Source organism: Streptomyces sp. NBC_00223, assembly GCF_036199905.1.
Taxonomy (GTDB): Bacteria; Actinomycetota; Actinomycetes; order Streptomycetales; family Streptomycetaceae; genus Actinacidiphila.
Window position 1 is genome coordinate 7,885,958 of record NZ_CP108109.1, and the last position, 22,251, is coordinate 7,908,208.

The 22,251-nt window shown below is 74.7% G+C and carries 24 protein-coding genes; 8 read left to right on the plus strand and 16 right to left on the minus strand.

Features of this window, described 5'->3' with window-relative positions:
* The first annotated feature begins 31 nt into the window (after positions 1-31).
* Complete coding sequence (locus tag OHA30_RS33535; protein WP_328917626.1) at positions 32-757, plus strand: ribonuclease H family protein; 726 nt, start codon at positions 32-34, stop codon at positions 755-757.
* A 40-nt stretch (positions 758-797) separates the two neighbouring features.
* On the opposite strand, the gene OHA30_RS33540 is transcribed toward OHA30_RS33535, so the two are convergent.
* From OHA30_RS33540 to OHA30_RS33570, 7 genes are all read right to left on the minus strand, one after another.
* The gene (locus OHA30_RS33540; protein WP_328918103.1) at positions 798-1,832 is read right to left on the minus strand and encodes a PP2C family protein-serine/threonine phosphatase; all 1,035 of its coding nucleotides are present in this window, start codon (positions 1,830-1,832) and stop codon (positions 798-800) included.
* A gap of 345 nt (positions 1,833-2,177) precedes the next feature.
* Positions 2,178-2,363, minus strand: a complete 186-nt coding sequence (locus OHA30_RS33545; protein WP_328917627.1) for a DUF6126 family protein — start codon at positions 2,361-2,363, stop codon at positions 2,178-2,180.
* Positions 2,360-3,010: a helix-turn-helix domain-containing protein gene (locus OHA30_RS33550; RefSeq protein WP_328917628.1), complete on the minus strand. Its 651-nt coding sequence runs from the start codon at positions 3,008-3,010 to the stop codon at positions 2,360-2,362. The genes OHA30_RS33545 and OHA30_RS33550 overlap by 4 nt, the downstream gene beginning before the upstream one ends.
* A gap of 87 nt (positions 3,011-3,097) precedes the next feature.
* Positions 3,098-3,964, minus strand: a complete 867-nt coding sequence (locus OHA30_RS33555) for a DUF4232 domain-containing protein (RefSeq protein ID WP_328917629.1) — start codon at positions 3,962-3,964, stop codon at positions 3,098-3,100.
* A complete protein-coding gene (locus OHA30_RS33560) occupies positions 3,948-4,433 on the minus strand; it encodes an RNA polymerase sigma factor (RefSeq protein ID WP_405786019.1) in 486 nt (161 codons plus the stop codon). Before OHA30_RS33560 ends, OHA30_RS33555 begins: the two co-directional genes overlap by 17 nt.
* Positions 4,434-4,512: 79 nt before the next feature.
* Positions 4,513-5,181 (minus strand): class F sortase, encoded by a 669-nt coding sequence (locus tag OHA30_RS33565; protein WP_328917631.1) that lies wholly within the window; start codon positions 5,179-5,181, stop codon positions 4,513-4,515.
* A gap of 3 nt (positions 5,182-5,184) precedes the next feature.
* Complete coding sequence (locus tag OHA30_RS33570) at positions 5,185-5,925, minus strand: DUF4232 domain-containing protein (RefSeq protein WP_328917632.1); 741 nt, start codon at positions 5,923-5,925, stop codon at positions 5,185-5,187.
* Between the two features lie 230 nt (positions 5,926-6,155).
* Here OHA30_RS33570 and OHA30_RS33575 point away from each other — a divergent pair, with 230 nt between their 5' ends.
* On the plus strand, positions 6,156-7,430 hold the full coding sequence (locus OHA30_RS33575; protein ID WP_328917633.1) for a VWA domain-containing protein: 1,275 nt from the start codon (positions 6,156-6,158) through the stop codon (positions 7,428-7,430).
* A complete protein-coding gene (locus OHA30_RS33580) occupies positions 7,430-8,281 on the plus strand; it encodes a hypothetical protein (protein ID WP_328917634.1) in 852 nt (283 codons plus the stop codon). The genes OHA30_RS33575 and OHA30_RS33580 overlap by 1 nt, the downstream gene beginning before the upstream one ends.
* Before the next feature lie 280 nt (positions 8,282-8,561).
* Here OHA30_RS33580 and OHA30_RS33585 read toward each other — a convergent pair whose 3' ends face one another.
* The gene (locus tag OHA30_RS33585) at positions 8,562-9,203 is read right to left on the minus strand and encodes a TetR/AcrR family transcriptional regulator (RefSeq protein ID WP_328917635.1); all 642 of its coding nucleotides are present in this window, start codon (positions 9,201-9,203) and stop codon (positions 8,562-8,564) included.
* A 122-nt stretch (positions 9,204-9,325) separates the two neighbouring features.
* Here OHA30_RS33585 and OHA30_RS33590 point away from each other — a divergent pair, with 122 nt between their 5' ends.
* On the plus strand, positions 9,326-9,913 hold the full coding sequence (locus OHA30_RS33590) for an SRPBCC family protein (RefSeq protein WP_328917636.1): 588 nt from the start codon (positions 9,326-9,328) through the stop codon (positions 9,911-9,913).
* Positions 9,914-9,963: 50 nt separating this feature from the next.
* Here OHA30_RS33590 and OHA30_RS33595 read toward each other — a convergent pair whose 3' ends face one another.
* Together OHA30_RS33595 and OHA30_RS33600 are read right to left on the minus strand one after the other, a co-directional pair.
* The gene (locus tag OHA30_RS33595) at positions 9,964-11,037 is read right to left on the minus strand and encodes an NAD(+)/NADH kinase (RefSeq protein ID WP_328917637.1); all 1,074 of its coding nucleotides are present in this window, start codon (positions 11,035-11,037) and stop codon (positions 9,964-9,966) included.
* Positions 11,038-11,345: 308 nt separating this feature from the next.
* Complete coding sequence (locus OHA30_RS33600; RefSeq protein WP_328917638.1) at positions 11,346-11,708, minus strand: DUF6204 family protein; 363 nt, start codon at positions 11,706-11,708, stop codon at positions 11,346-11,348.
* A gap of 630 nt (positions 11,709-12,338) precedes the next feature.
* Here OHA30_RS33600 and OHA30_RS33605 point away from each other — a divergent pair.
* From OHA30_RS33605 to OHA30_RS33620, 4 genes are all read left to right on the plus strand, one after another.
* Positions 12,339-13,157: a VOC family protein gene (locus tag OHA30_RS33605; protein WP_328917639.1), complete on the plus strand. Its 819-nt coding sequence runs from the start codon at positions 12,339-12,341 to the stop codon at positions 13,155-13,157.
* 55 nt (positions 13,158-13,212) lie between these two features.
* Positions 13,213-13,662: a YunG family protein gene (locus tag OHA30_RS33610; protein ID WP_328917640.1), complete on the plus strand. Its 450-nt coding sequence runs from the start codon at positions 13,213-13,215 to the stop codon at positions 13,660-13,662.
* A gap of 124 nt (positions 13,663-13,786) precedes the next feature.
* Positions 13,787-15,274: a serine hydrolase domain-containing protein gene (locus OHA30_RS33615; protein WP_328917641.1), complete on the plus strand. Its 1,488-nt coding sequence runs from the start codon at positions 13,787-13,789 to the stop codon at positions 15,272-15,274.
* Between the two features lie 137 nt (positions 15,275-15,411).
* The gene (locus OHA30_RS33620) at positions 15,412-16,641 is read left to right on the plus strand and encodes a cytochrome P450 (RefSeq protein ID WP_328917642.1); all 1,230 of its coding nucleotides are present in this window, start codon (positions 15,412-15,414) and stop codon (positions 16,639-16,641) included.
* A 73-nt stretch (positions 16,642-16,714) separates the two neighbouring features.
* On the opposite strand, the gene OHA30_RS33625 is transcribed toward OHA30_RS33620, so the two are convergent.
* The 6 genes from OHA30_RS33625 to OHA30_RS33650 form a co-directional block, all read right to left on the minus strand.
* Complete coding sequence (locus OHA30_RS33625) at positions 16,715-17,653, minus strand: alpha/beta hydrolase (RefSeq protein ID WP_328917643.1); 939 nt, start codon at positions 17,651-17,653, stop codon at positions 16,715-16,717.
* Positions 17,654-17,739: 86 nt separating this feature from the next.
* The gene (locus OHA30_RS33630; RefSeq protein ID WP_328917644.1) at positions 17,740-18,564 is read right to left on the minus strand and encodes a 4'-phosphopantetheinyl transferase family protein; all 825 of its coding nucleotides are present in this window, start codon (positions 18,562-18,564) and stop codon (positions 17,740-17,742) included.
* Positions 18,561-19,889, minus strand: a complete 1,329-nt coding sequence (locus OHA30_RS33635) for an aminotransferase-like domain-containing protein (protein WP_328917645.1) — start codon at positions 19,887-19,889, stop codon at positions 18,561-18,563. Before OHA30_RS33635 ends, OHA30_RS33630 begins: the two co-directional genes overlap by 4 nt.
* A complete protein-coding gene (locus OHA30_RS33640; protein WP_328917646.1) occupies positions 19,886-20,986 on the minus strand; it encodes an alpha-hydroxy acid oxidase in 1,101 nt (366 codons plus the stop codon). Before OHA30_RS33640 ends, OHA30_RS33635 begins: the two co-directional genes overlap by 4 nt.
* Positions 20,986-21,930: a hypothetical protein gene (locus tag OHA30_RS33645; RefSeq protein WP_328917647.1), complete on the minus strand. Its 945-nt coding sequence runs from the start codon at positions 21,928-21,930 to the stop codon at positions 20,986-20,988. The genes OHA30_RS33640 and OHA30_RS33645 overlap by 1 nt, the downstream gene beginning before the upstream one ends.
* On the minus strand, positions 21,927-22,223 hold the full coding sequence (locus OHA30_RS33650) for a phosphopantetheine-binding protein (RefSeq protein ID WP_328917648.1): 297 nt from the start codon (positions 22,221-22,223) through the stop codon (positions 21,927-21,929). Before OHA30_RS33650 ends, OHA30_RS33645 begins: the two co-directional genes overlap by 4 nt.
* Between the last annotated feature and the right edge of the window lie 28 nt (positions 22,224-22,251).

The following is a 22,251-nucleotide window of genomic DNA, read 5'->3' on the forward strand; positions in this document are numbered from 1 at the left end:
GGTGCGTCATCGGGGGCCGCCGCGGGATGGCATGATCGGACCCGTGGCTGACCGCATCATCGCCGCCTGTGACGGGGCGTCCAAAGGAAATCCGGGACCGGCAGGCTGGGCCTGGGTCATCGCCGACGGCGCGGGCGAGCCCGTCCGCTGGGAGGCGGGGGCGCTCGGCACCGCCACCAACAACGTCGCCGAACTCACCGCGCTGGAACGGCTGCTGACGTCCGTCGAGCCCCAGGTCGCGCTGGAGATCCGGATGGACTCCCAGTACGCGATGAAGGCCGTCACCACCTGGCTGCCCGGCTGGAAGCGCAAGGGCTGGAAGACGGCCGCGGGCAAGCCCGTCGCCAACCAGGAGCTCGTGGTCCGGATCGACACCCTGCTGGCCGGCCGCTCCGTCGAGTTCCGCTACGTGCCCGCGCACCAGGTCGACGGCGACCGGCTCAACGACTTCGCCGACCGCGCCGCGAGCCAGGCCGCGATCGTCCAGCAGCCCGCGGGCAGCGACCTGGGCTCGCCGACGCCCCCGCCCTCGCCCGACACCCCGCGCAAGTCCGCGAGCGCGGCCCGGTCCTCCGGCGGCGGCGCCCGCGCCTCCGCCGGTGTCGCCCGGGCGTCCGCGCCGGCGGGCGGCGCCGAGGGCCCGGTCCGGACGCTCAAGGCGAAGTACCCCGGCCGCTGCCGCTGCGGACGCGCCTACGCGGCGGGCGAGCCGATCACCAAGAACGCCGACGGCTGGGGCCACCCCGACTGCCGCTGACCGCGCGCGACCGTACCGGACCCGACAGAACCGGGACCGGTCAGTCGGTCCCGGTCCCGGCAGGCGGCCGCCGGTCCGGCTCCCGGTAGCGCAGCAGCAGCATCGCCACGTCGTCGAGCAGCGGCCCCTGGGTGTGGTGGATCAGATCCGCGCGCAGCGCCTCCAGGGCGCCCTGCGGGTCCGCGTGCCGCAGCAGATGCGCGCGCTCGCCCAGCGGGTAGAACGTCCCCGCCCGGTCGCGCGCCTCGGTGACGCCGTCGGTGTACAGCAGCAGCTGGTCGCCGGGGCGGAAGACCACCTCGAACGGCGCAGGCGTCTCGGTGCGGGGCATCCCCAGGCCCAGCGGCAGCGAGAACTGCGGCGGCTCGGGGAAGTCCACCCGCCCGTCGGGGGCGACCACCATCGGCGGGGGATGGCCGTAGTTGAGCACCGTCGTGCCCCGCGTGGGGCTGATCTCCGCCAGGATCGCGGTGACGAACTTCTCGCCGCTCAGCGTGCGGTCCGCCGCGCGCTGGACCCGCTCCCCGACGCCCTCCAGGGTCTTCTCGTCGTGCGCGGCCTCCCGGAAGGCGCCCAGTACGACCGCCGCCGTCTCGACCGCCTCCAGGCCCTTGCCCTGCACATCGCCGATGATCACCCGCACCCCCTCGGGCGAGGAGACCACCTCGTACAGATCGCCGCCGATCCTGGCCGCCGTCACCGCCGAGGTGTACGAGACCGCCGCGCGCAGATGGCCGGCCCGGCGCGGCACCGGCCGCAGCAGCACCCGCTGCGCCACCTCGGCGATCGACCGTACGCTCGCCAGCTCCTCCTCGCGCCGCTGCCGGGTTACCGCCGCTATCAGCCCGGCGACGGTCACCCCGACCACCGCCCCGACCGCGGCGAACCCGCGCCGCTCGGCGAAGAGCCCGTCGACCACACCGAGCACGGTCACCAGCCCGATCGCCAGACAGCCGATGACCAGCGTACGGACCCACGTCCCCACCAGGCCCGCGAACGCCGGGCCCAGGGAGACCAGCGGCAGCAGGCCCACGCTCGCGCCGCCGATCCCGTCGAGCAGCGCGACCACGGCCATCACCACGTACGGCAGCACGGTGAGCGCCAGCGGGGCGGAGGACGCGGAAGACGCCGAGGACACCGGGGATACGTACGAGCCGCCGGAGGCGTGCGGGACCGTCGCGTCGCCCGGCGAGGGGCGAGCGCTCCGGACTCGTCGCAGCACGGTGAACTCCTTCCCCCGGTCCTCGGGCGGGGGCGCAAGGCACCCACCCGCAGGTTCACACCTTACTGTCCGTCACCGCACCTGGGGCGCCGAGAAGGCCGAAAGGGTGGTCCAGGACACAGCGGACCGCCCGGGGCACGGGCACCCGGGCGGTTGGGGGAGGAGGCGGTACGGCCGGGTCCGGCGCGCGCGGCCGGCTCAGCCGCGGTTGCCGATCACGCTGAACATCAGCCACAGGTAGAAGGCGGCCAGGTGCGCCGCGACCACGTACACCAGGACGCGGCGGACCACCCCGCGCTCCTTGCGCTCCTCACTGCCGTTGGTGGTGGGCACCACCCGGGGGGCCGGGGGGCGTACCTGGCGCTCGGGCTCGTTCATGGTCATCGTCGCTCTCCCAGGCTCTCGGTGGTCTCCCGCGGTCCCAGGCACAGGGCCGAGGTCTCGCTCTGCATCAGCGTGTGCAGGAACAGCAGATCGACCCCGCCGTGGCCGCCCGACGCCAGCCGGTGCGGCACCAGCGAGTCGAAGTGCGCGGAGTCCCCGGGGGCCAGCAGATGGGTGCGGTCACCGAGGGTCAGTTCCAGCTCGCCCGAGGTGACGTACAGCCACTCCTCGCCCGGGTGCACCCGGACCAGCGCCCGCTGGGCCCGTTGGGGCACATGGACGCGCAGGGCCTGCATCGCCCGCCCGGTCCCGCCGGCCCGCCAGTACGTCCAGCCGCCGGCGGGCACCGGGGCCATCCGCTCGCCGCGTACGATGGGATCGGGCTCGGCCGCCGTCTCCCCGAGCAAGTCGGAGACGGTCGTCCCGTACAGCCGGGCGAGCCCCAGGAGCACGGGCAGCGACGGCTGGCGCAGTCCGGACTCCAGCCGGGACAGATGCGCCGCCGACAGACCCAGCCGCCGGGCCGCGGACTCCAGGGTGAGCCCGCCGGCCCGCCGCCGGTCCCGCAGCCTCGGGGCCAGCACGAGATCGGCCTCGGGGGCGGCGGTGTCGTCGTGGGCGACGTCCGTGTTCACGGTGTCGGTCATGACTCCATGGAACCGCGTCAGTGCCTCAGAGGCAAAAGACTTGCCTCTGAGGCAAAAACCGCGCCCGCAGCCCAGGCCACGGGCCCCTCACGACACCGGGTTGCCGGTCTTCCCCGCCGCGAACGGCGTGATCGTGAAGAGGCTGTCGCAGTCGGTGACCTGCCCCGGGAAGACCAGCGACTCCCGGCTGCCCGGCGGGTAGATCCGCAGGCTGGTCGAGGTGGCCAGGCAGGTGCCCTGATGGTTGACGGTGTGGATCGTGTCGCTCGCCGACGCTCCCGGATCGAGGACCACCGCGACGTACGCCATCTCCTGGCGGCCGGCGGGCGGGCCGATCTGCGCGCCGTCCGCGTCGAGCATCGACAGGCCCGGGTAGCCGGTCACATGGCAGGTCGTCGAGCTGTGGTTGGTGAGCACCAGATAGCGGTAGAGATTGCCCGCGCCCGCGTCGCCGCCGCCGAGCGACGCGGTCAGCTGGGAGGCCGCGCACATCGGCGTCGTACCGGTGGCGGTGGTCGCGGCGGTCGTCGTCCGGGACGGTGTCGGCGTCACACCGCCGGTTGTACGGGGGACGGGGTCCTGCCGGTCGCCCGGCGAGTGCGACCCCGCCGCGGTGGGCGACGAGGGCCCGGAGGGCCGCGCGGTGGACGGGCCGGGCGTGCTGGGGGCCGTACTGCTCAGCGAGCTGCTGGCCGGGGGGCCGACGACCCCGTCGCCCCCGTCCGGCGCTATCGCCCCCACCAGATAGAGCGCGCCCGCGACCACCGCCACCGCGACCGTGCCGCCCGCCGCCGCCCGGGCACGCCGGCGGCGCGCGGCGCGGCGGCGGATCCGCCCGAAGGCCCTGGGCGGCGCCGCGAGGTAGTCGGGCGAGATCCGCAGCAGCGGCTCCAGCGGGTCGGGCCCGCCGCTGCCGTCGGGCCCGTCGTCAGGGGCGTCAGGAAATCCGGTCATGGTGTCCCTTGAGCTCGGCGCGGAGCAGTTCGCGAGCGGCGTGCAGGTCGGACTTGACGGTCCCCTCGTTACGGCCAAGCAGCGCTGCGACTTCACGTATCGGCAGGTCGGCGTAGTAGTGGAGCAGGGCGGGGTTGCGCAGCCGCTCGGGCAGCGACTGGACCAGCAGCCGCACCGACGGGTCGGCGTCCGGCGGCCGCTTGACGGCCTCCTCCGTCCTCGCCCGGCGCAGCGCCCGGCGCTCGCGCTCGGTTCTGCGCCAGTGGTCGCGGACCAGATTGGCCGCGGTCACATAGAGGAAGCCGCTGGGCTCGTCGACCTTGGTCCAGCGCGCCCACAGCCGGGTGAAGGCTTCCGAGGCGATCTCGTGCGCGGTTCCGTCGTCGTCCACCAGCCGGCGCACCCAGCCCGCCAGTCGCGGGTAGAGGGCCGCGAACAGCTCGGAGGCCGCGCGCTCTTGAGACCGGATGACCGTTCCCCTCACTTGTCGTCGTACCGCTCCTCGGCTCCCGGGCCCGGCCGGCCGGTGTCCGTCGCCGGGCCCGGACTCACGAACCTGAGACCAGCGAGGCGAAGACGATGACATTGTCCGGATACCCGCCGCCCCCGGTCACCCGGGTGCCGCCGCATGTGATGAGACGCAGCGCGGGGTGGTCGACGTTCCCGTACACCGCCTCCGTCGGGAAGTGGGCCTTGTCCACGGTCCGCACCGAGTCCACCGCGAAGGTGGCCACCCGGCCGTCCTCGCGTACGGCCATGATCCGGTCACCGGCCCTGAGCCGCGACAGATGCAGGAAGACGCCGTCACCGTACCGGCCCACCGTGACATGTCCGAGGATCACCGAGGGACCGGTCTCGCCGGGCGTGGGCGAGCCGTCGTACCAGCCCGCCGGCGAGTGGGCGGCGATCGGCGGCACCCGTACCGTGCCGTCGGGGGCCAGCGCCAGCGACATGACGGCCGTGTCGACCCCGATCGCCGGGATGCGCAGCCGGTCCGGCACCGAGCGGGCCATGGCCCCGGCGGGGGCCTTCCGTGAGTCGCCGGCGGTGGTCGTCGCGGTGGTGGGGGCGGCGGCCGTCGTACGGGCGCCGCCGCTCGCCGGGGCCGGGGCCGGGGCGGCGCCGGCGCAGCCGCACAGCAGGGCGGCCAGTACGGCCGAGGCCGCCCCGAGCACGGTGGCCCGGCCCGGCGCCGTCCGGACGGTTCGCGGGATCAACGCTCAGCCCCGGACCTTGCGGCGGCGGGCCGCGACGACACCGAGGCCGCCCAGGGCGAGCACTCCGGCCGCGGCCGCCCCGACGGCCACGCCGGTGCCGCTGCCGCCGGACCGCGACGCGGTCACCCCGGTGTCCGGCGCGCCCGAGGGCACGGCGGTGACCTGACGGCCGCCGGCGGAGGTCGGAGTGGGGGCGGGGGAGGAGGCCGGGGCGACGGCCGTCGGGGCCTGCCCCAGCGAGGTGCCGCCCTTGCCGGCGCTGAGCGGGGTGACGGTGAAGAGGTTGTCGCAGTCGGTGACCTGGCCGGCGAAGACCAGCGCGGCGGTGTTCCCCGGCGGGTAGATCCGCAGGCTGGTCGAGGTGGGCAGACACGTGCCCTGGTGGTTGATGGTGTGAATGGTGTCGCTGGCCGACCCGCCGGGCGTGAGGACCACGGGCGCGTAGCCGGTGGCGGCCCGGGTCGCGGGCGCGCCGATCTGGTTTCCCTTGGCGTCGAGCATCGACAGGCCCGGGTAGCCGGTGAGGTGACAGGTCGTCGAGCTGTGGTTGGTGAGCACCAGGTAGCGGTACAGGTTGCCCGCTCCGGCGTCACCGCCGCCGAGTGACGCGGTCAGCTGCGAGGTCGCGCACATCGGGGTGGTGTCCAGGACGGGCGTCGAGGCCGTCGCGGGGGCGGCGCCGAACACGGCCGCGGCCAGGGCGGCGGCTCCCGCGGCCCCGACGGCGAGTGAACTGTTGCGCATGTCCTGCTCCTTGTCCTCCCCCCGCGCCCCCGGGGCTCCTGAGCGAGCGCCTGCCGGGCGGACGGGGAATCGGCAACAGAGACGCCACAGCGCCCGGCCCGGTTGTAAAGACTTGTCAAAGTCCTCGCGGCCGTGCCGCCGGCCGCCCGGAGTGCGCCCCGCGAGGCGTCAACCCACCCCTCTGACCAGCCGACTTCGGCATTCCGCCGACCCTTCACTACGATCCTCCGATGATCATGAGAAGATTACTGGCCACTGGACTGGGCGGCGGCCTGCTCGCCGCCCTCGCGTGCGGCCTGATACCTGCGACAGCCGTGGCCGACGGCGCGGACGAACCGGTCGCCCAGCCCGACCCCAAAGTCGAACTCGTACTCGATGTGAGCGGTTCGATGCGGGCCCGGGACATCGACGGGCAGTCCCGGATGTCCGCCGCCAAGCAGGCGTTCGACGACGTACTCGACTCCGTGCCCGACAATGTGCAGCTCGGCATCCGCACACTCGGCGCGGACTACCCCGGCAACGACCGCAAGACCGGGTGCAAGGACACCCGGCAGCTCTACCCCGTCGGTCACCTCGACCGCACCGAGGCCAAGACGGCGGTGGCCACCCTGGCCCCCACCGGCTGGACCCCGATCGGCCCGGCCCTGCTCGCCGCCGCCGACGACCTCAAGGGCGACGACAACGCCACCCGCAGGCTGGTGCTGATCACCGACGGCGAGGACACCTGTCCGCCGCTGAACCCGTGCGACGTGGCACGGGACATCGCCGCCAGGGGCATCAACCTCGTCATCGACACCCTCGGCCTCATCCCCGACTCCTCCACCCGCAACCAGCTCAGCTGCATCGCCGCGGCCACCGGCGGCACGTACACCACCGTGCAGCACCGTGAGCAGCTGACCACCAAGGTCAAGCAGCTGGTCGACCGCAGCGCCGAGACGGTGGTCGCCCCGGTGGCCACCCAGGGCGCCGCGGCCTGCGCCGACGCGCCCGTGCTCAAGCAGGGGATCTACACCGACCGCGAGACGTTCTCCGAGAACCGCTGGTACCGCGTCGACGTACGGCCCGGGCAGGAGCTGCGCGCCTCGGTGAGCATCTCCGACGACCGCGCGGTCAACGCGGACTACGGGGTGCTGCTGCGCGGGGTCACCCTGCACGGGCGGGAGATCGTCCGGGACGACGAGGGCGGCACCGGCCGTACCGATGTCGTCTCGGCCGGAATCCGCTACCCGAAACCGCCGGCGGACGACGGCACCCCGCCGGAGACGGTCTGCCTCCAGGTGGGCAACTCCTTCGCCGCGCCGGCCTCCGTCAAGACCACGCCCGGTCTGCCGGTGGAGCTGTCCATCGATCTCGTGGACAGCCCCGACAAGCCCTCCGACGTGGCCTTCTACGGTCTCGGCAGCGGCTGGTGGCTGCTGGGTCTGCTGGCCCTGGTCGGCGTGGTGGCCGGTCTGTTCTCGGGCTGGATCGCCCGCTGGAATCTGTCCACGGGGAGGTCCAACTGATGCGCACCACACGGCTCCTGGCCGCGTCCGCCCTGCTGGCGGGCGTGTTTCTGGCCGCGCTGAGCGGCACGGCCGCCGCGGACGACCCGAGTACGGACCCGGGCACGAGCGCCGACCCCGGCGCCTCGGCGACCCCCGGCGACGGCGACGCGGCACCGACGGAGGCGGGCACGGACTTCCGTACCGCCACCGTCGTACGGCAGGGGCAGGAGGCCACGGCCGCCGCCTCGACGGGTGACTACCTGTACTGGGTCTTCCCCGCCGACGCCGGGCAGAACGTCACGGTCACGGCGACCGTCACCTTCCCCTCCACCGAGACCCGGCACGGCCCGTCCACCTGGCAGATCGATGTGTACGACGGGCTGCGCAGGCACCAGTCGTGCCGGTACGGCTCGACGACCCGGACCGGCGCGGCGGACACGGCGTCGATCGAGCTGGCCTGCCATCTGCGTACGGTCCGCGCCTGGGCCGAACCGTGGTCCAACGACCCGCTGCGGGGCGCCTATTACCTGCGGCTGACCGTCCTGGACCTGCCGCAGACCGATCTGGGCCTGCCGGTCCAGGCGGCGGTGAAGGCCACGTCGCAGGGGACGGGCGGACGTCAGGCGGTGGACGGCTCGGTGGCGCCGGTGGTCTCGGCGAACGCCCCCGATGTCTCGCCCGAGGGCGGCTGGGCGGGCACCTGGTGGTCGCCGCGCTGGCTGTGGACGGGCGGCGGCGGGCTGCTCGCCGCGCTGTTGGCGGTCGGCGCCCACCGGCTGGCCCGCGGGCCGGTCCGGCAGGGCGGTTACGCGCGCCCGCCCGAATCCGTACGCGAACGGCCCCGCGCGCCGGGGGAGTACGGGTACTGACCGGTCCGGACCCCGGGTCCGGACCGGAGCGCGCCGAAGGGCCCGCCTGAGCGATCAGGCGGGCCCTTCGGCGTGTGCGGGGGCGGCTCGCGCCTGGCGGGGCGGGGTAGGTGGCCGCCTTGGGCGCGGGGTCGCGCCCGGGTGCGCCCATCGGGGGTCTGGGCGCCACCCTCGCCGGTGGCTCCGGTGGACCCCCGCTTTCGCTGGGCGGCCTCGGGCGGGGGCCTGCGTGGCTTGGGGTGCGGGGCCGGTGCCGATCGGCGGCTCGGCGGCCGGGCGGTCAGGCGGCGCCGGCGCCCTGGGTCACGGCGTGCAGCACCGCGTGGACCTGGGCGTCGTAGAGCCCGGCCGGGTCGATGCCCGTGGAGGTGAAGTTGCCCTCGATCTCCAGGCTGACCAGGCCGTGCAGCCCGGCCCACAGGGAGGTGGCCCGGAAGGCGACAGCGGGGTCGTCCGCGGGGCGGCCGAGGACCGCGGCGACGGTGTCGGCGGCGGCGCCCATCGCGGGCTGGGAGGCCGCGACGAGGTCGGGCGCCTGGGGGTCGTAGCCGAACAGCGGGGCGCGGAAGAGCAGCCGGTAGCGGTGGGGCTGGTCCACGGCCCAGGCGCGGTAGGCGTCCACCAGCGCGGCGAGCCGGTCGGGCGGCTGGAAGGAGGGGACGGCGACGGCCTTGTGCAGGGCTTCGGCGAGGTCGCGGTAGGCGTCCACGACCAGGGCGGTGAGCAGGGTCTCGCGGTTGGCGAAGTAGCGGTAGAGGGCGGGCCCCGACATGCCGAGGCTCTTGGCGATGGCGTTGAGGGACAGAGCCTGGGGGCCGCCGTCCGCGAGCTGGCGGAGCGCCAGTTCCTTGCTCTCGTCGCGGACCTGGCCGCGGAAGCGCGCTCGCGGGCCTGTCTCGGTGTGCGGTGGCTCGTATGCCACGGTCCGGCTCCTGTCCTGGGAAGTCGCATGCCGTCCGCCGTGAAATATAGACGGTATCCGTTGAGTGATAGGGTATAACGGAACTGAGAAGCACTAACAGAAGTGTCACCCTGGAAGCGATCGTGGCGGCGCTCCCGGCCGCCGGCCGGACCCCGGTACGCGTCGAGGTGACCGGCGTGTCCGCCGCCGTGCGCATCATCAGCCGTTCGGACCATCACCGAGGAGAAGTCATGGGCACCGGCCCGACCCCCGCCGTCCCCACCTCCGTCGACCCGGCCGCCCCCGTCCTGGTCCGCCACGAGATCGACGTCCGGGCCCCGCTGGAGACGGTCTGGCGGCTGCACGCCGACGTCACCGGGTGGCCGGCCTGGAACCCCGACATCACCTCCGCGGTCCCCACCGACCCGGAGGCGCCGTTCACCCCCGGCGCCCGCTTCACCTGGACGAGCTTCGGCTTCACCGTCACCTCGACCGTCCACGACGTCACCGCGCCGGCCCGCGTGCTGTGGGGCGGCACCGCCGACGGCATCAGCGGCGTGCACGAATGGCGCCTCACCCGCACCGCGGGAGGTGTCCGTGTCGTCACCGAGGAGTCCTTCGCGGGCGACCCCGTCGAGGCCGACCCGGCCGCCATGCGGCAGGCCCTCGACGTGTCGCTGACGTCCTGGCTGTCCCACCTGAAGCGGGCCGCCGAATCCGCCGCCGGATGACCGTACGGCCGAGGCCAGGCTCAGCCAGGTCCGGCCGGGCCCGGCAGCGCTCAGCCGGGCTCGGCGGGCGGGTCCGGCGGCGCCAGGAACAGATGCGCCAGATCCTCGGGTACGGGACCGGCCGGCCGGAACAGCGGCGCCGACCGGCCGTCCGCCGCCGTGGCGGGCGCGTCGGTCAGCCCCATTCGCGCCCGCAGCCGGCCGTAGAAGTCGGCGGGCTTGAGCCGGACCAGCCGCAGCGGCCGGGGCGCGGCGAAGACCCCGATCCAGTCGCCCGGATCGAGGACCCCTCGCAGTTGGCCGTCGACGCTGACCGCCGCCTGGCCGGAGTGCGGCAGCACGCGCAGCGCGACGGGCTCGTCCGCGTCGGCGACGACCGTGCGGTTGAAGGTCATGTGCGGCGCGACCGGGGTGAAGACCACCGCCCTCATCCGCGGCGAGAGCACCGGACCCCCGGCGGCGAAGCTGTACGCGGTCGAACCGGTCGGCGTGGCCACGATCACCCCGTCGGCCGAATAGGACGCCAGCAGCCGCGCGGCGATGTAGACCCCGACGCTGATCTGCCGGTCGCGGACCAGCTTCTCCAGCACGATGTCGTTGAGCGCCGTGACATCCAGCGCCAGTCCCCAGTCGTCCCCCTCGGCGGCCTCCGGCCGCACCTGCGGCGGCGGCAGCGCCGGCCCGCGCCCGTACCGCAGCAGTGTGTCCATGCCGCCGGGCATCTCCAGCGGACGGGAGGCCCGCATGGTGAGCGTCATCCGCTCCTCGCAGGCGGACTCCCCGGCCAGAACGGCGTCCAGCGCCCGCCCGACATCGCCCACGGCGGTCTCGGTGAGGAAGCCGACACGGCCGACGTCGACCCCCAGCACCTGGATGTCCCGCTTGGCCGCGATCCGCGCGCCGCGCAGGAAGGTGCCGTCGCCGCCGAGCGTCACGATGAGGTCGAGGCTGCCCGCGGCGCGCATCTCGGCCTGCCCGCTGCGGCGGTTCTCGCGCTCGCCCCACACGTCGATGTCCACGCAGCCGATCGAGTGCCGCGCACACCAGTCCCGTACGGTCCGCGCGCCCTCGACGGCGGCCGGCCGGCCCTCGTGCACGACGAGCCCCAGGCGGCTGAGCGGCATGGCGGCCTCCTGGGACGCGGGGGTCCGTACGCCGGACCGTGACGGTACGGCCGCCGGTGGTTCGCTGACGGGCCGTCACCCCGGCGGCCTGCCCGCAGTCAACACACCGCGGTCGGCCCGGTCAAACACCCCGCGCCCGCGCGCGGGTCGCCGGCGCGCAACTCGGCACGCCGGCCCGCGGCCTACGCCACCCGCGTCCGCGCGCGGGTCGCCGGCGCGGGCCCGGCGCGCCGGCCGGTGCCGGCCGTCAGCCTCCCGCGCGGGCCGCGCGGCGCACCGTGCGCCGGGTCAAGCAGACGCGCCCGCCGTCAGCCCCCGGCGCGGGCCGCGCGGCGCTGCCGCTTGCCCAGCGGCGCCAGGGACAGGTCCTCGGCCTGCGAGGTGAGGCGCGTGTACGGGTAGCCGCGCTCCTCCAGCCAGGCCCGCGCGGCCGACTCGGCCCGCTCGGCGGCGGCCACGATGTCCTCCTCGGCCTCACCCGACTCCTGGAAGCGGAAGGTGAAGAACGGCCGGGCGGCCAGGTCGTAGCTGAGGTGCCCCTCGGGGGTGAAGGCCGCGTGCAGGACGTCGTGTTGCGGCGCGTCGGCCTCCAGGGCGGCCCGCTGATCGGCGGTCAGCGCGCCGAGGTCGAAGGAGCCGCGGACGAGGACACGGAAGGCGCGTGTGGTCATCCGACGATCGTAGGCAGCGGTGGCACGGGACCGCACCGGGATATCGGCCCCGGACCGCCGGCCGCGTGGGCGAACACACCGCCGTGCGGAAAGCCGTTCCGCCGCCGCGGCTCGTGCGGGCCGCGTGCCGATCTCCGGGACGGCGCCCCCGCCGTAGGGGGTGATCCGCGCCCGCAGCAGGCGGCTGAACGGCCGGCTGCCGACGGTCCGGCGGGCGAACCCGGTACCGGCGTCGAGGGTTTGTGCCGCGTGCCGATCTCCGGGACGGCGCCCCCGCAGCAGGCGGCTGAACGGCCGGCTGCCGACGGTCCGGCGGGCGAACCCGGGACCGACGTCGGGCGGGCTTGGGCTCGGGCCCGGGTGTCGTACCCGGAGCGGGGCCGGTCATGGACGCGGTCCTCCTCGTTGGCCGGTGCGGCGGGCGTCGGGAACCGGCCGGCGGCGTGGCGACCGGGCACGGTGGGGCGGCGGGGCGGCGCCGCGTTGCGGTGACCCGCCCCCAGGGCGGACCGCGCTCCGCCCGGCGGGTGGAATTCGGGCCCCGCGTGCATGATCACGCGAAACCTGGGCAGGCGGTCTGGGCTGTGGCCGGGTTCTCCGGCCGGGAATCGACGAGAAACGGTGTCCGTGATGACCGAAGACCAGTCGGCGACCGGGGCGGCACGCACCCTGACCAGGGACGCGGCCCGGGGAGCGCCGTGCTGGGTGAGCCTCACGGCCCGCGATCTGGAGTCGGCCGAGAAGTTCTACGGCTCGGTCTTCGGCTGGAACTTCCGCTCCACCACGCTCGGCGACAGCTTCGCCGTCGCGCTGAGCGAGGGCAGGCCCGTCGCGGGGATCAGCGCGGTGGCCACCGACATGCAGATCGCCGTCGCCTGGACCCCGTACTTCGCGGTGCCCCAGGCCGACGAGGCCGCCGCCCGGATCAGGGAGCGCAGCGCCACCGTCGCCCTGGGACCCGTCGCCTTCGCCTCGGGCCGCGCGGTGGTGGCCGCCGACCGCGACGGGGCCGTGTTCGGGGTGTGGGACGGCCGGCTGCCCAGCGGCTGGGAGACCCTGCACGACCGGGGCCCGGTCGTACTGCGCCTGCGGACCAGGGACGCCTTCGAGGCGGCCATCTTCTACGGCGGCGTCCTGGAGTGGGCGGACGGCGACCCCGAGGGCTGCACGGTGTCGTACGAGAACGACGAGGTGGTGGTGCGCAGCCGGGAGAACGTGGTGGCGCGCCTCGGCTCCGGCGCGGTGGGGGCGGCGCCCAACCCGGTGGTGCGGCCGCACTGGAACGTGCAGTTCGCTGTCCCGCAGGCGCGGCGGTGCGTCGACGCCGCCCGGGCGGTGGGCGGCACGCTGGTGCACCACGGGACGACCTCGGCGGGAGCCCCGTACGCGGAGCTGCGCGACCCCGACGGCGGGCTGTTCACGGTGCTGGAGCGCTCGCCCGACGTGTAGCGCGGGGCGTCGGCGCCGGACCGGACTGTCAGTGGCCCGGTGCATGCTGGCGGACATGACCACCTGGACTCTGACAGCCGTCGACCGGGCCCTGCGCGCGGGCTGGGCCGCCGACACCTGCTCGCCCGACGACGTGGCCCGCGCGCCCTGGCACCCGGACAACCCCGCCTGGGGGCACTGCGACATCACCGCGCTGGTCGTGCACGACATATTCGGCGGCGACCTGGTCGTCGGCGAGGTCCACCACGCGGGCGCGCCGGTCGGCTTCCACTGGTGGAACCGGCTGGCCTCGGGCGTCGAACTCGACCTGACCCGGGAGCAGTTCCGGCTCGGCCAGAGCGTCGGGGCGGCTCGCGTGGTGCGGCGCCCGCCCGGCCCGCTGCCCCGGCGCTGGGCGGAGTACGAACTGCTGCGGGCCCGGGTCGCCGCCCGGCTCGGTCCGCTGCCCGAGCCGGGCGGAGGCGTGGGGGAGCGGACGGGCGGGGGGACGGACGGGCAGGGGTGAGCCGCCGGCCCCTCGGACCTGTGCCAGGGGCCCTGTTCAGGTCGCCCGTGTGTGTGCTTGTGTGTGCTCGTGTGCGGTCGGGCCGTCGCCCGGGTCCGCTGTCCCCGGCCGGAGGTGCCGTCTGATGAGTGCCCGTCCACTGCCCGAGAGCACGCCCGCCGCCGAGGGCGTCGACGCCCGCGGCATCGACGCCTTCCTCGACGCGCTGGAGGCGGCGCCGGACATCGAGCCCCACAGTGTGATGATCGTGCGTCACGGCCGGCTGATCGCCTCCGGCTGGTGGGCGCCCTACACCCCGGACCGCCTCCACCTGCTGTACTCGCTGAGCAAGAGCTTCACCTCCACCGCGGCCGGATTCGCCGTCGCGGAGGGCCTGTTGGACCTGGACGCCCCGGTGGTCTCGTACTTCCCCGAGTTCGAGGCCGAGATCACCGATCCGGGCAGCCGGGCGATGCTCGTACGGCATGTCGCGTCGATGGCCAGCGGTCATCTCGCCGAGACCCACGACCGGGCGGTCGCCCTGGACCCCGAGGAGCCCGTCCGCGGCTTTCTGCTGCTGCCGCCGGACCGCGCCCCCGGCAGCGTCTTCGCGTACAACCAGCCCGCGACGTACTCCCTCGCGGCCATCGTGCAGCGGGTCACCGGGCAGACGCTGACGGAGTATCTGCGGCCGCGGCTCTTCGATCCGCTGGGCATAGGCGAGACGGTCTGGGAGCAGTATCCGGCGGGCCGCGACCTGGGGTTCAGCGGGATGTACGCCGCGACCGACGCCGTCGCCAAGCTCGGCCTGCTCCATCTGCGAGAGGGGGTCTGGGAGGGGCGGCGGCTGCTTTCGGCCGAGTGGGTGGCCGAGGCGACCCGCGCGCACATCTCGAACGTCAACAGCGCCGCGGGGGCGGCCGAGTCGGACGACTGGCAGCAGGGCTACGGGTTCCAGTTCTGGCGGTCCCGGCACGGCTACCGCGGCGACGGCGCCTACGGACAGTTCTGCCTGGTGCTCCCCGAGCACGACGCGGTGGTCGCGATCACCGCGTCGGCCCAGGACATGAAGGCCGAACTCGACCTGGTCTGGGAGCACCTGCTGCCGGCCTTCACCGCCGGGCCGCCGGCCGCGCTCGGGGAAGGCGCCGAGAAGCGGGACGCGGCCCTGCGCGAACGGACCGCCCGGCTGGAACTGCCGCCGCTGCAAGGCGGTCCGGTCCCGCCCGGTGCCCGCGACGCGTGGGCGGGCGCGCGGTTCGCCCCGGCGGGCGGCCGGTGCGAGGACCAGCCCGACCTCACCTCGGTCGCGCTGACGGCGGACGGCGGGGACTGGTTGCTGGAACTGGCCGCGGGCCCGTCCCCGCTGCGCGTACCGTTCAGCGGTTCGGCGCGGGGATGGACGCTCGGCGGCGGCGACGACGGGGAGGACGGCGGCGGCGCGGCGCCCGTGGCGGTGAGCGGGGGCTGGACGGACCCGGACACGCTCACGGTCAATGTCACCTTCCTGGAGACCCCGCACCGACTGGTCGTCACCTGCGCGCTCGCCGCGCGGACCTTCACCGCGTCCCACTGGCCCGGCGTGCCGCTCTTCGACGGCTCGCTGAGCGGGCTGCGCGCGCCGCGTCCGTAGCGGGAGAACGGCTGTGTTCTGGCTTGTTCGAGTCTGTGCGGACGGGGGTGCCTGGACGGTCGGGCGGTGGCGTCCTAGCGTCGGTGCGGCCTGATCGTCCGGGCCTGCTCGCGCGCACGAAAGCCGAGGACGCACCCGTGACCCCTGTTCCACCGCCGCCCGACATCCTCTCGCCGCAGTTCGAGGCCGACCCGTATCCGGCGTACGCGATTTTGCGCGAGCACTATCCGCTCCACTACGACCGCGGTACGCAGAGCTGGCTGATATCGCGCTACGAGGACGTGGAACGGGCCTTCCGCGACCCGGTGTTCACGTCCGACAACTACGACTGGCAGCTGGAGCCCGTGCACGGCGGCCGGACGATCGTGCAGATGAGCGGGCGTGAGCACGCGGTGCGGCGGGCGCTGGTGGCGCCCGCCTTCCGCGGGCGGGAGCTGCGGGAGAAGTTCCTGCCGGTGATCGAGCGCAACGCCCGTGAGCTGATCGACGGCTTCCGCGGCGCGTCGCGGGCGGATCTGGTGGACCAGTTCGCGACACGTTTCCCGATCAATGTGATCGTCGACATGCTGGGTCTCGACCGGGCCGATCACGACCGCTTCCACGGCTGGTACAGCAAGGTGGTGGGATTCCTGGCCAATCTCTCCCGCGACCCCGAGGTCGCCGCCGCCGGGCTGCGCGCGAGCGAGGAACTGGCGGAATATCTGCTGCCGATCATCCGCGAGCGGCGTGCGGCGCCGGGCGAGGATCTGCTGTCCTCGCTGTGCACCGCCGAGATCGACGGCACCTCGATGACCGACCAGGACATCAAGTCGTTCGTCAGCCTGCTGCTGTCCGCGGGCGGGGAGACGACGGACAAGGCGATCACCGTCATGTTCCGCAATCTGCTGGCCAACCCCGAGCAGATGGCGGCGGTACGGGCGGACCGCACCCTGGTGGCGGCGGCGTTCGCGGAGTCGCTGCGGTTCAGCCCGCCGTTGCAGATGATCATGCGGCAGCCCGCCGAGGACGTCGAACTGAGCGGCGGCACCGTGCCCGCGGGCGCGACGGTCACCTGTCTGATCGGCGCGGCCAACCGTGACGAACGGCGCTACGCCCGGCCCGGGGAGTTCGATGTCTTCCGTAAGGACCTGACGACGGCCAACGCGTTCAGCGCCGCCGCCGACCACCTCGCCTTCGCGCTGGGACGGCACTTCTGCGTCGGCGCGCTGCTGGCCAAGACCGAGGTCGAGGTCGGCGCGAACCAACTGCTGGACGCCTTCGGCCGGATGGACTTCGCGGACGGTACGGCGCCGGCGGAGTCGGGGGTCTTCGTCCGGGGCCCGCAGCGGTTCCCGGTGGATCTGACGCCCGCGACGGGCCCCGCGTAACGGGAGTGCGGCCCGGCGTGCGGACACCGGGCCGCACCCGGGCCGGTCGGCGGGCGCGGAGGCCGTCGTACGGTCAGGACAGCCCGAAGCGTTCCCGCAGGAAGCGCGCCGCGTGAAGGTTGGCGGTCCGGGCCGCGTCGACCGCGCCGGCCATGGCGAAGAACCCGTGCGCCATGCCGGGGTACCGGCTGAGTTCCACCGGGACCCCTTCCTCGGTGAGCCGTCGGGCGTACTCCTCCCCCTGGTCGCGCAGCGGATCGTACTCGGCGGTGATGACCAGGGCCGGCGGCAGCCCGCTCAGGTCCTTGGCCCGCAGCGGCGAGGCCAGCGGGTCCGCGGCGTCCTCGGGGTCGGCCAGGTAGTGGCGCGCGTACCAGGCCACCGAGTGGTGGTTGAACAGCCAGGGATCGTCGTTGTCGCGCATCGACCCGTCGTCGGCCCGCTGGTCGGTGTTGGGGTACACCAGGAGCTGGCCGGCCAGGGCGATGTCGCCGTCCGCGCGGGCCAGCAGGGTCACCGCGGCCGCGAGGTTGCCGCCGGCGCTGTCGCCGCCGACCGCCAGCCGGTCCGGATCGGCGCCGAGTTCACCGGCGTGCGCGGCGACCCACCGCAGGGCCGCGTGGCAGTCGTCCACCGCCGCCGGGAACGGGTGCTCGGGCGCGAGCCGGTACCCGACGGTGACGACCAGGCAGCCGACCTCCTCGGCCAGGACGCGGCAGAGGGCGTCGGAGGTCTCGATGCTGCCGAGGGCCCACCCGCCGCCGAAGAAGTAGAGCAGCGCGGGCAGCGGCCGCTCGCCGCTCGGCCGGTAGATCCGCACGGGCAGGTCGCCGCCGGGGCCGGGCAGTTGCCGGTCGGTGACCTCGTGCAGGGGTCGCGGGGCGCCGCCGGACGCCTGGATCGAGGCCAGATCGGCGGCGCGGGCCTCCTCCAGCGAGAGCGCGTAGAGAGGCGCCTCACCGCTGCGGGCGCGCTGGTCCCGCAGGGCCTGGAGCTGGGGGTCGAGGGGCATGCCGTTCCTCCGCGTACGTAAAAGAAGACAAGTCGTCAAAGTGCCCGGCGCTTAATGCCCTTAAGGCTGCTCGCGCTGTTCGCGTGTCAGCCCGTCGGGTCGCCGGAGGCCGGGCCGGGCCAGGTCCATCGGTGCCAGGTCACCAGGTAGCCCGCCGGGCCGGCCAGGGCGACGGCCGCCCGGTAGCCGCGCGGCGCGGCGATGTCCGTGATGCGGTATCCGCGGGCCCAGGTGTCCTCGCTGTGGAGACCCGCCGCCCGCCCGCCGGCTCCCTCCCCGTCGCCCGGCGCGCCCACGTGGCCCACCGGCCCGCCGAGTCCGCCCACCCGTCCGTCGAGGTCGTGCACCGGAATCCGCAGCCCCTGCGTCAGCCGCCCGCCGTGCGCCTTGACCAGGGCCTCCTTGCGGGCCCACAGCCGGGCGAACCGCTCGGCCCTGCGCTCGGCGTCCGGCACCGCGCGGACCAGCCGGGCCTCCTCCGGCGGGAAGTAGCGCCGCGCCATCGCGGCCGCGTCCACCCTCGGCAGCACCTGCTGGACGTCCACGCCCACCGGACGCGACGCCGTGACCGCGACCATCGCGACCTCGCCGGAATGGGAGAGGTTGACCTGCGTCCCGCACCACCGGCCGGCCAGCTCCGGCTTGCCGTGCGGCCCGTGCGTCCAGCGGATGTCCGCGGCCGGCGCCCCGAGCCGCCCGGCGACGATGTGCCGCACGGCGCCATGGGCGACCACGAACCGGCGCCGGTCGTCGGCCGACCGGTAGGCGTCGGCCCGCCGCCGTTCCGCGGCGTCGAGCACGGCGAGCAGGTCCGCGAGCACCGGCTCCGAGCGCTGGTCGGGCACCAGCCACACCTGGACGGTGTCCCCGGGGCCGTCCCCCGCGTCGGCGGCCGGGGGCAGGCCGTTCACCGCGCCACCGCCGGGTCGGCCCGGTCCGCGACCAGTGCGGCCAGCCGCCGTACGCCCTCCTCGATCCGCTCGGGTTCCAGGGCGCTGCACGACAGCCGGATCGAGCGGCGGCCCCCGCCGGCGGACCGTTCGCCGTAGAAGAAGCTCATCGGGGTCCACAGCACCCCGTAGTCGAGCCCGGAGGTCTCCAGCAGGCTCTCGTCGGCGGTCAGCGGGACATCGACCACCGCGAAGAAACCGCCGTCGGGCGCGTTCCAGCGGACCCGCGGGTCGGCGCCGAACGACCGCTCCAGCGCGGCCAGCAGCGTGCGCATGTTGTCGCGGTAGAACGCGGTCTTCGCCTTGCCCGCCGCCCGCGGGCTGCAACCCGACTCGACCAGGAAGCCGCCGATCACCGCCTGCGCCAACGGAGAGGTGTTCACCGTGATCAGGCTCTTGACCGACGACAGCTCGTCCGCGAGCAGCGTGCGCCGCCCCGCCGCGTCGACCACCGTCTGGTCCGCGACGAGGAAGCCCACCCGGGCGCCGGGGAAGCAGGACTTGGCGAACGAGCCGAGGTAGACCACCCGCTGCCCGGTGTCCAGCGCCTTGAGGGTCGGCCGGGGTTCGTCGTCGAGCCCGAACAGGCCGTACGGATCGTCCTCCAGGATCAGCAGGTCCGCCTCCGCCGCCACGTCGAGCAGCCGGCGCCGGGCCGGTACCGGCATCGAGGCCCCGGACGGGTTGGCGAAGTTCGGCACCAGATACAGGGCGCGCGGCCGTCGGCCGCTCGCCCGGACCTCGGCCGCCACCGTCAGCACCGTCTCCGGGTCGAGCCCGTCGGCCGACTCGGGCACCGGCACGACCTCGACGCCGAGCACCCGGGCCGCCCCGGTGAGCCCGACGTAGCAGGGCTCGACGGCCAGCACCACGTCACCGGGCCCGGCGCACAGCCCGCGCAGCGCGACGACCATGGCCTCCTGGCAGCCGGTGGTGACCATCACCGCCTGCTCGGGCACCTCGACACCCTCGTCCACCAGGAGCATCCGGGCGATCAGCGCGCCGAGATAGCCGTTGGTCCGGCCGTACTGGAGCAGCTGCCGCTGCCGCTGCTCGTGGCTGAGGCCCAGCTCCTCCAGATGGGCCAGATAGGTCCGCAGATACCGGTCCACGTCGTCGGTCGTGTGGAAGCCGTCGTACGGCCGTCCCGCCGCGAGCGAGATGGCGTCCGGGAACCGGGCGGCGACCTCGTTGAGGAAGTTCATCGACGCCGACTCCGGGTCGGACACCGACCCGTGCAGCTCCTCGCGTACCAGCTCCACCGCCATCGTCCGCTCCACTGTCATCTCCCCGTTCCGAGTACCACCGCGGACCTGTCGACGGACGCCAGGTCCGGTCGTCCGGTCAGTGCCATGGTGTGCGCGAGTTCCTCCGTGGCCAGGTCGAGCACGCCGGCCACCCCGGCGGCGCCGTCCGCCGCCAGTCCCCACAGGACCGGCCGGCCCAGCAGGACCGCGCGGGCGCCCAGCGCGAGCGCCGCGAACACGTCCGTGCCGCCGCGCACCCCGCCGTCGAACAGCACCGGGACGGCGGCCCCCACCGCGTCGGCCACCTCGGCCAGCGCGTCCAGGCTGGCCGGAGCGCCGTCGAGCTGCCGGCCGCCGTGGTTGGAGACCACGACCGCGTCGGCCCCGTGCTCCACGGCGAGCACGGCGTCCTGGGCGGTGAGAATGCCCTTGAGGACGAGCGGCAGATCGCTGCGCGACCGCAGCCAGGCCAGATCCGACCAGGTGATCGACGGGTCGACGGCCTCGGCGGCGTGCACCGCCAGGGCCGAGCGGCCGTCGCCGGAGACATGGGCCGACGCCATCAGCGCCGGGTCGAGATTGACGGCCGAGATGTCGGAACCGATCGCGAAGCCGTTGCGGGCGTCGCGGTGGCGGCGGCCCAGCCGGGGCGCGTCCACGGTCAGGACGACCGCCCGGAAGCCCGCCGCGGCGGCCCGGCCGACGAGACCGGCCAGCACCTCGCGGCGGCGCAGCCAGTAGAGCTGTAGCCACAGCGGTCCGCCGGCCTCGGCGGCGATGTCCTCGAAGGTGCGGCTGGCGTAGATGCTCACCACGTAGAGCGCCCCGGCCGCGCCGGCGCCGCGGGCGGTGGCGGTCTCGCCGTCGGGGTGCGCCAGCCGGTGGTAGGCGGTGGGCGCCACGCCGACGGGGGTGCCGAGCCGGGCGCCGAGGAGTTCCGTACCGGTGTCGCAGCGGGAGACGTCGACCAGCACCCGGGGGCGCAGGGTCACCCGGTCGAAGGCCCGCCGGTTCGCGCCGACGGTCCGCTCGCCCCCGGCGCCGCCCTCGATGAAGTCCCAGACGGGGTCGTCGAGCCGCAGCCGCGCCAGGCGCTCGTAGTCCTCGAAGCAGACCGGGGTCGCGGGGGCGGTCATCACGGCCTCCCCGCGGTGGCGGCGGCGACGGCGTCGCTAAGCACCCCGGCGCCGATGTCGAACGCGGCCAGCGACAACTGCCGCGGCCCGGCGTCGTGTTCGGCCAGGACCAGCCGGCCGGGCGCGGCGGACGGATCGGCGGGCTCCTCGGTCAACTCACCGGCCAGCTCCCACCACACCCCCGTGCCGGGCCGCCCGGCGTCGGCGGTCACCACCCGCTCCACACCGGGCAGTGCGGTGGCCTGTTCGGCGAGCGACGCCCCGACCACCGCGGTCACCGGCTCCGGGGTGCCGTCGAGCGTGCCGAGCGCGGTGGCCAGCGCCGCCGGGTCGGAGCGGGTGTGCGTGGTCACCGGGCCCAGCCGGACCGGCCGTTCCCCCGGACCCGGCTCGCCGAACAGCAGCGCCACGCCGTACGCCCCGGCCGGGACCGCGACCGGCACCCCGGGGTCGTAGGGCAGCGAGGGCTGCTCGACCACCAGCAGCAGCGCGCGCCGCGACTCACCGGCCTCCGCGTACGCGCGGATCAGCCGCAGGGCGGTGAACGCGCCCCCGGCGCCCTGGTCGCTGACCGCGAACGCCATCGGACCACCGGGGCAGACATGGCTGAGGTACGTCGTCGTGGCGCGTCCCGGGGTGATGTCCGGGACGCTGTACGCGAGGACGAGCAGGTCGACCGACTCGCCCGCGGGGACGGCCAGCCGGATCAGCGCCTCGCCCATCTCGCCGTACGACTGGCCGCCGAGGGCCGCCGCGTCCGGGTCGAGGCCGAGCCCGTACGGGCGCAGCAGGTCGGTCAGATAGACACGCAGCCGCTCGGTGTGGACGGCGTCGTCCGCGAGGGCGGCGTGGCCCGGGAACGCCAGCCGTACGGCGCGGCGCACTCCCCAGGCGGCCGAGACGCCGTCACCGGCGCGGTGCGGTACGAAGGTGCGCATCGTCACGCTTCCGCGATCAGGTTTCCGGCGACGTAGTCGGCCAGCGAACCGACCGTGCCGAAGTCGTCGCGGCCCAGCTCCTCGACGCTGATCTCCAGTTCGAGCCGGTCCTCCAGTTCCAGGACGAGTTCGAGACCGGTCGTCGAGCTCAGGCCCAGGGCGTCCATCAGCGCGGTGTCGGCCGTGGCCCCGGTCACCTCGCGCTTGAGGACGTGGGGGAGCAGGTCGCAGATACTGTCGACCAGTCGCTCGCGCAGGGCCGGGTCGATCGCGGCCAGGGCGGTGTCCCGCTCCGTCATCGTTGATCCTTTCGGTGGAGAGTGCGGC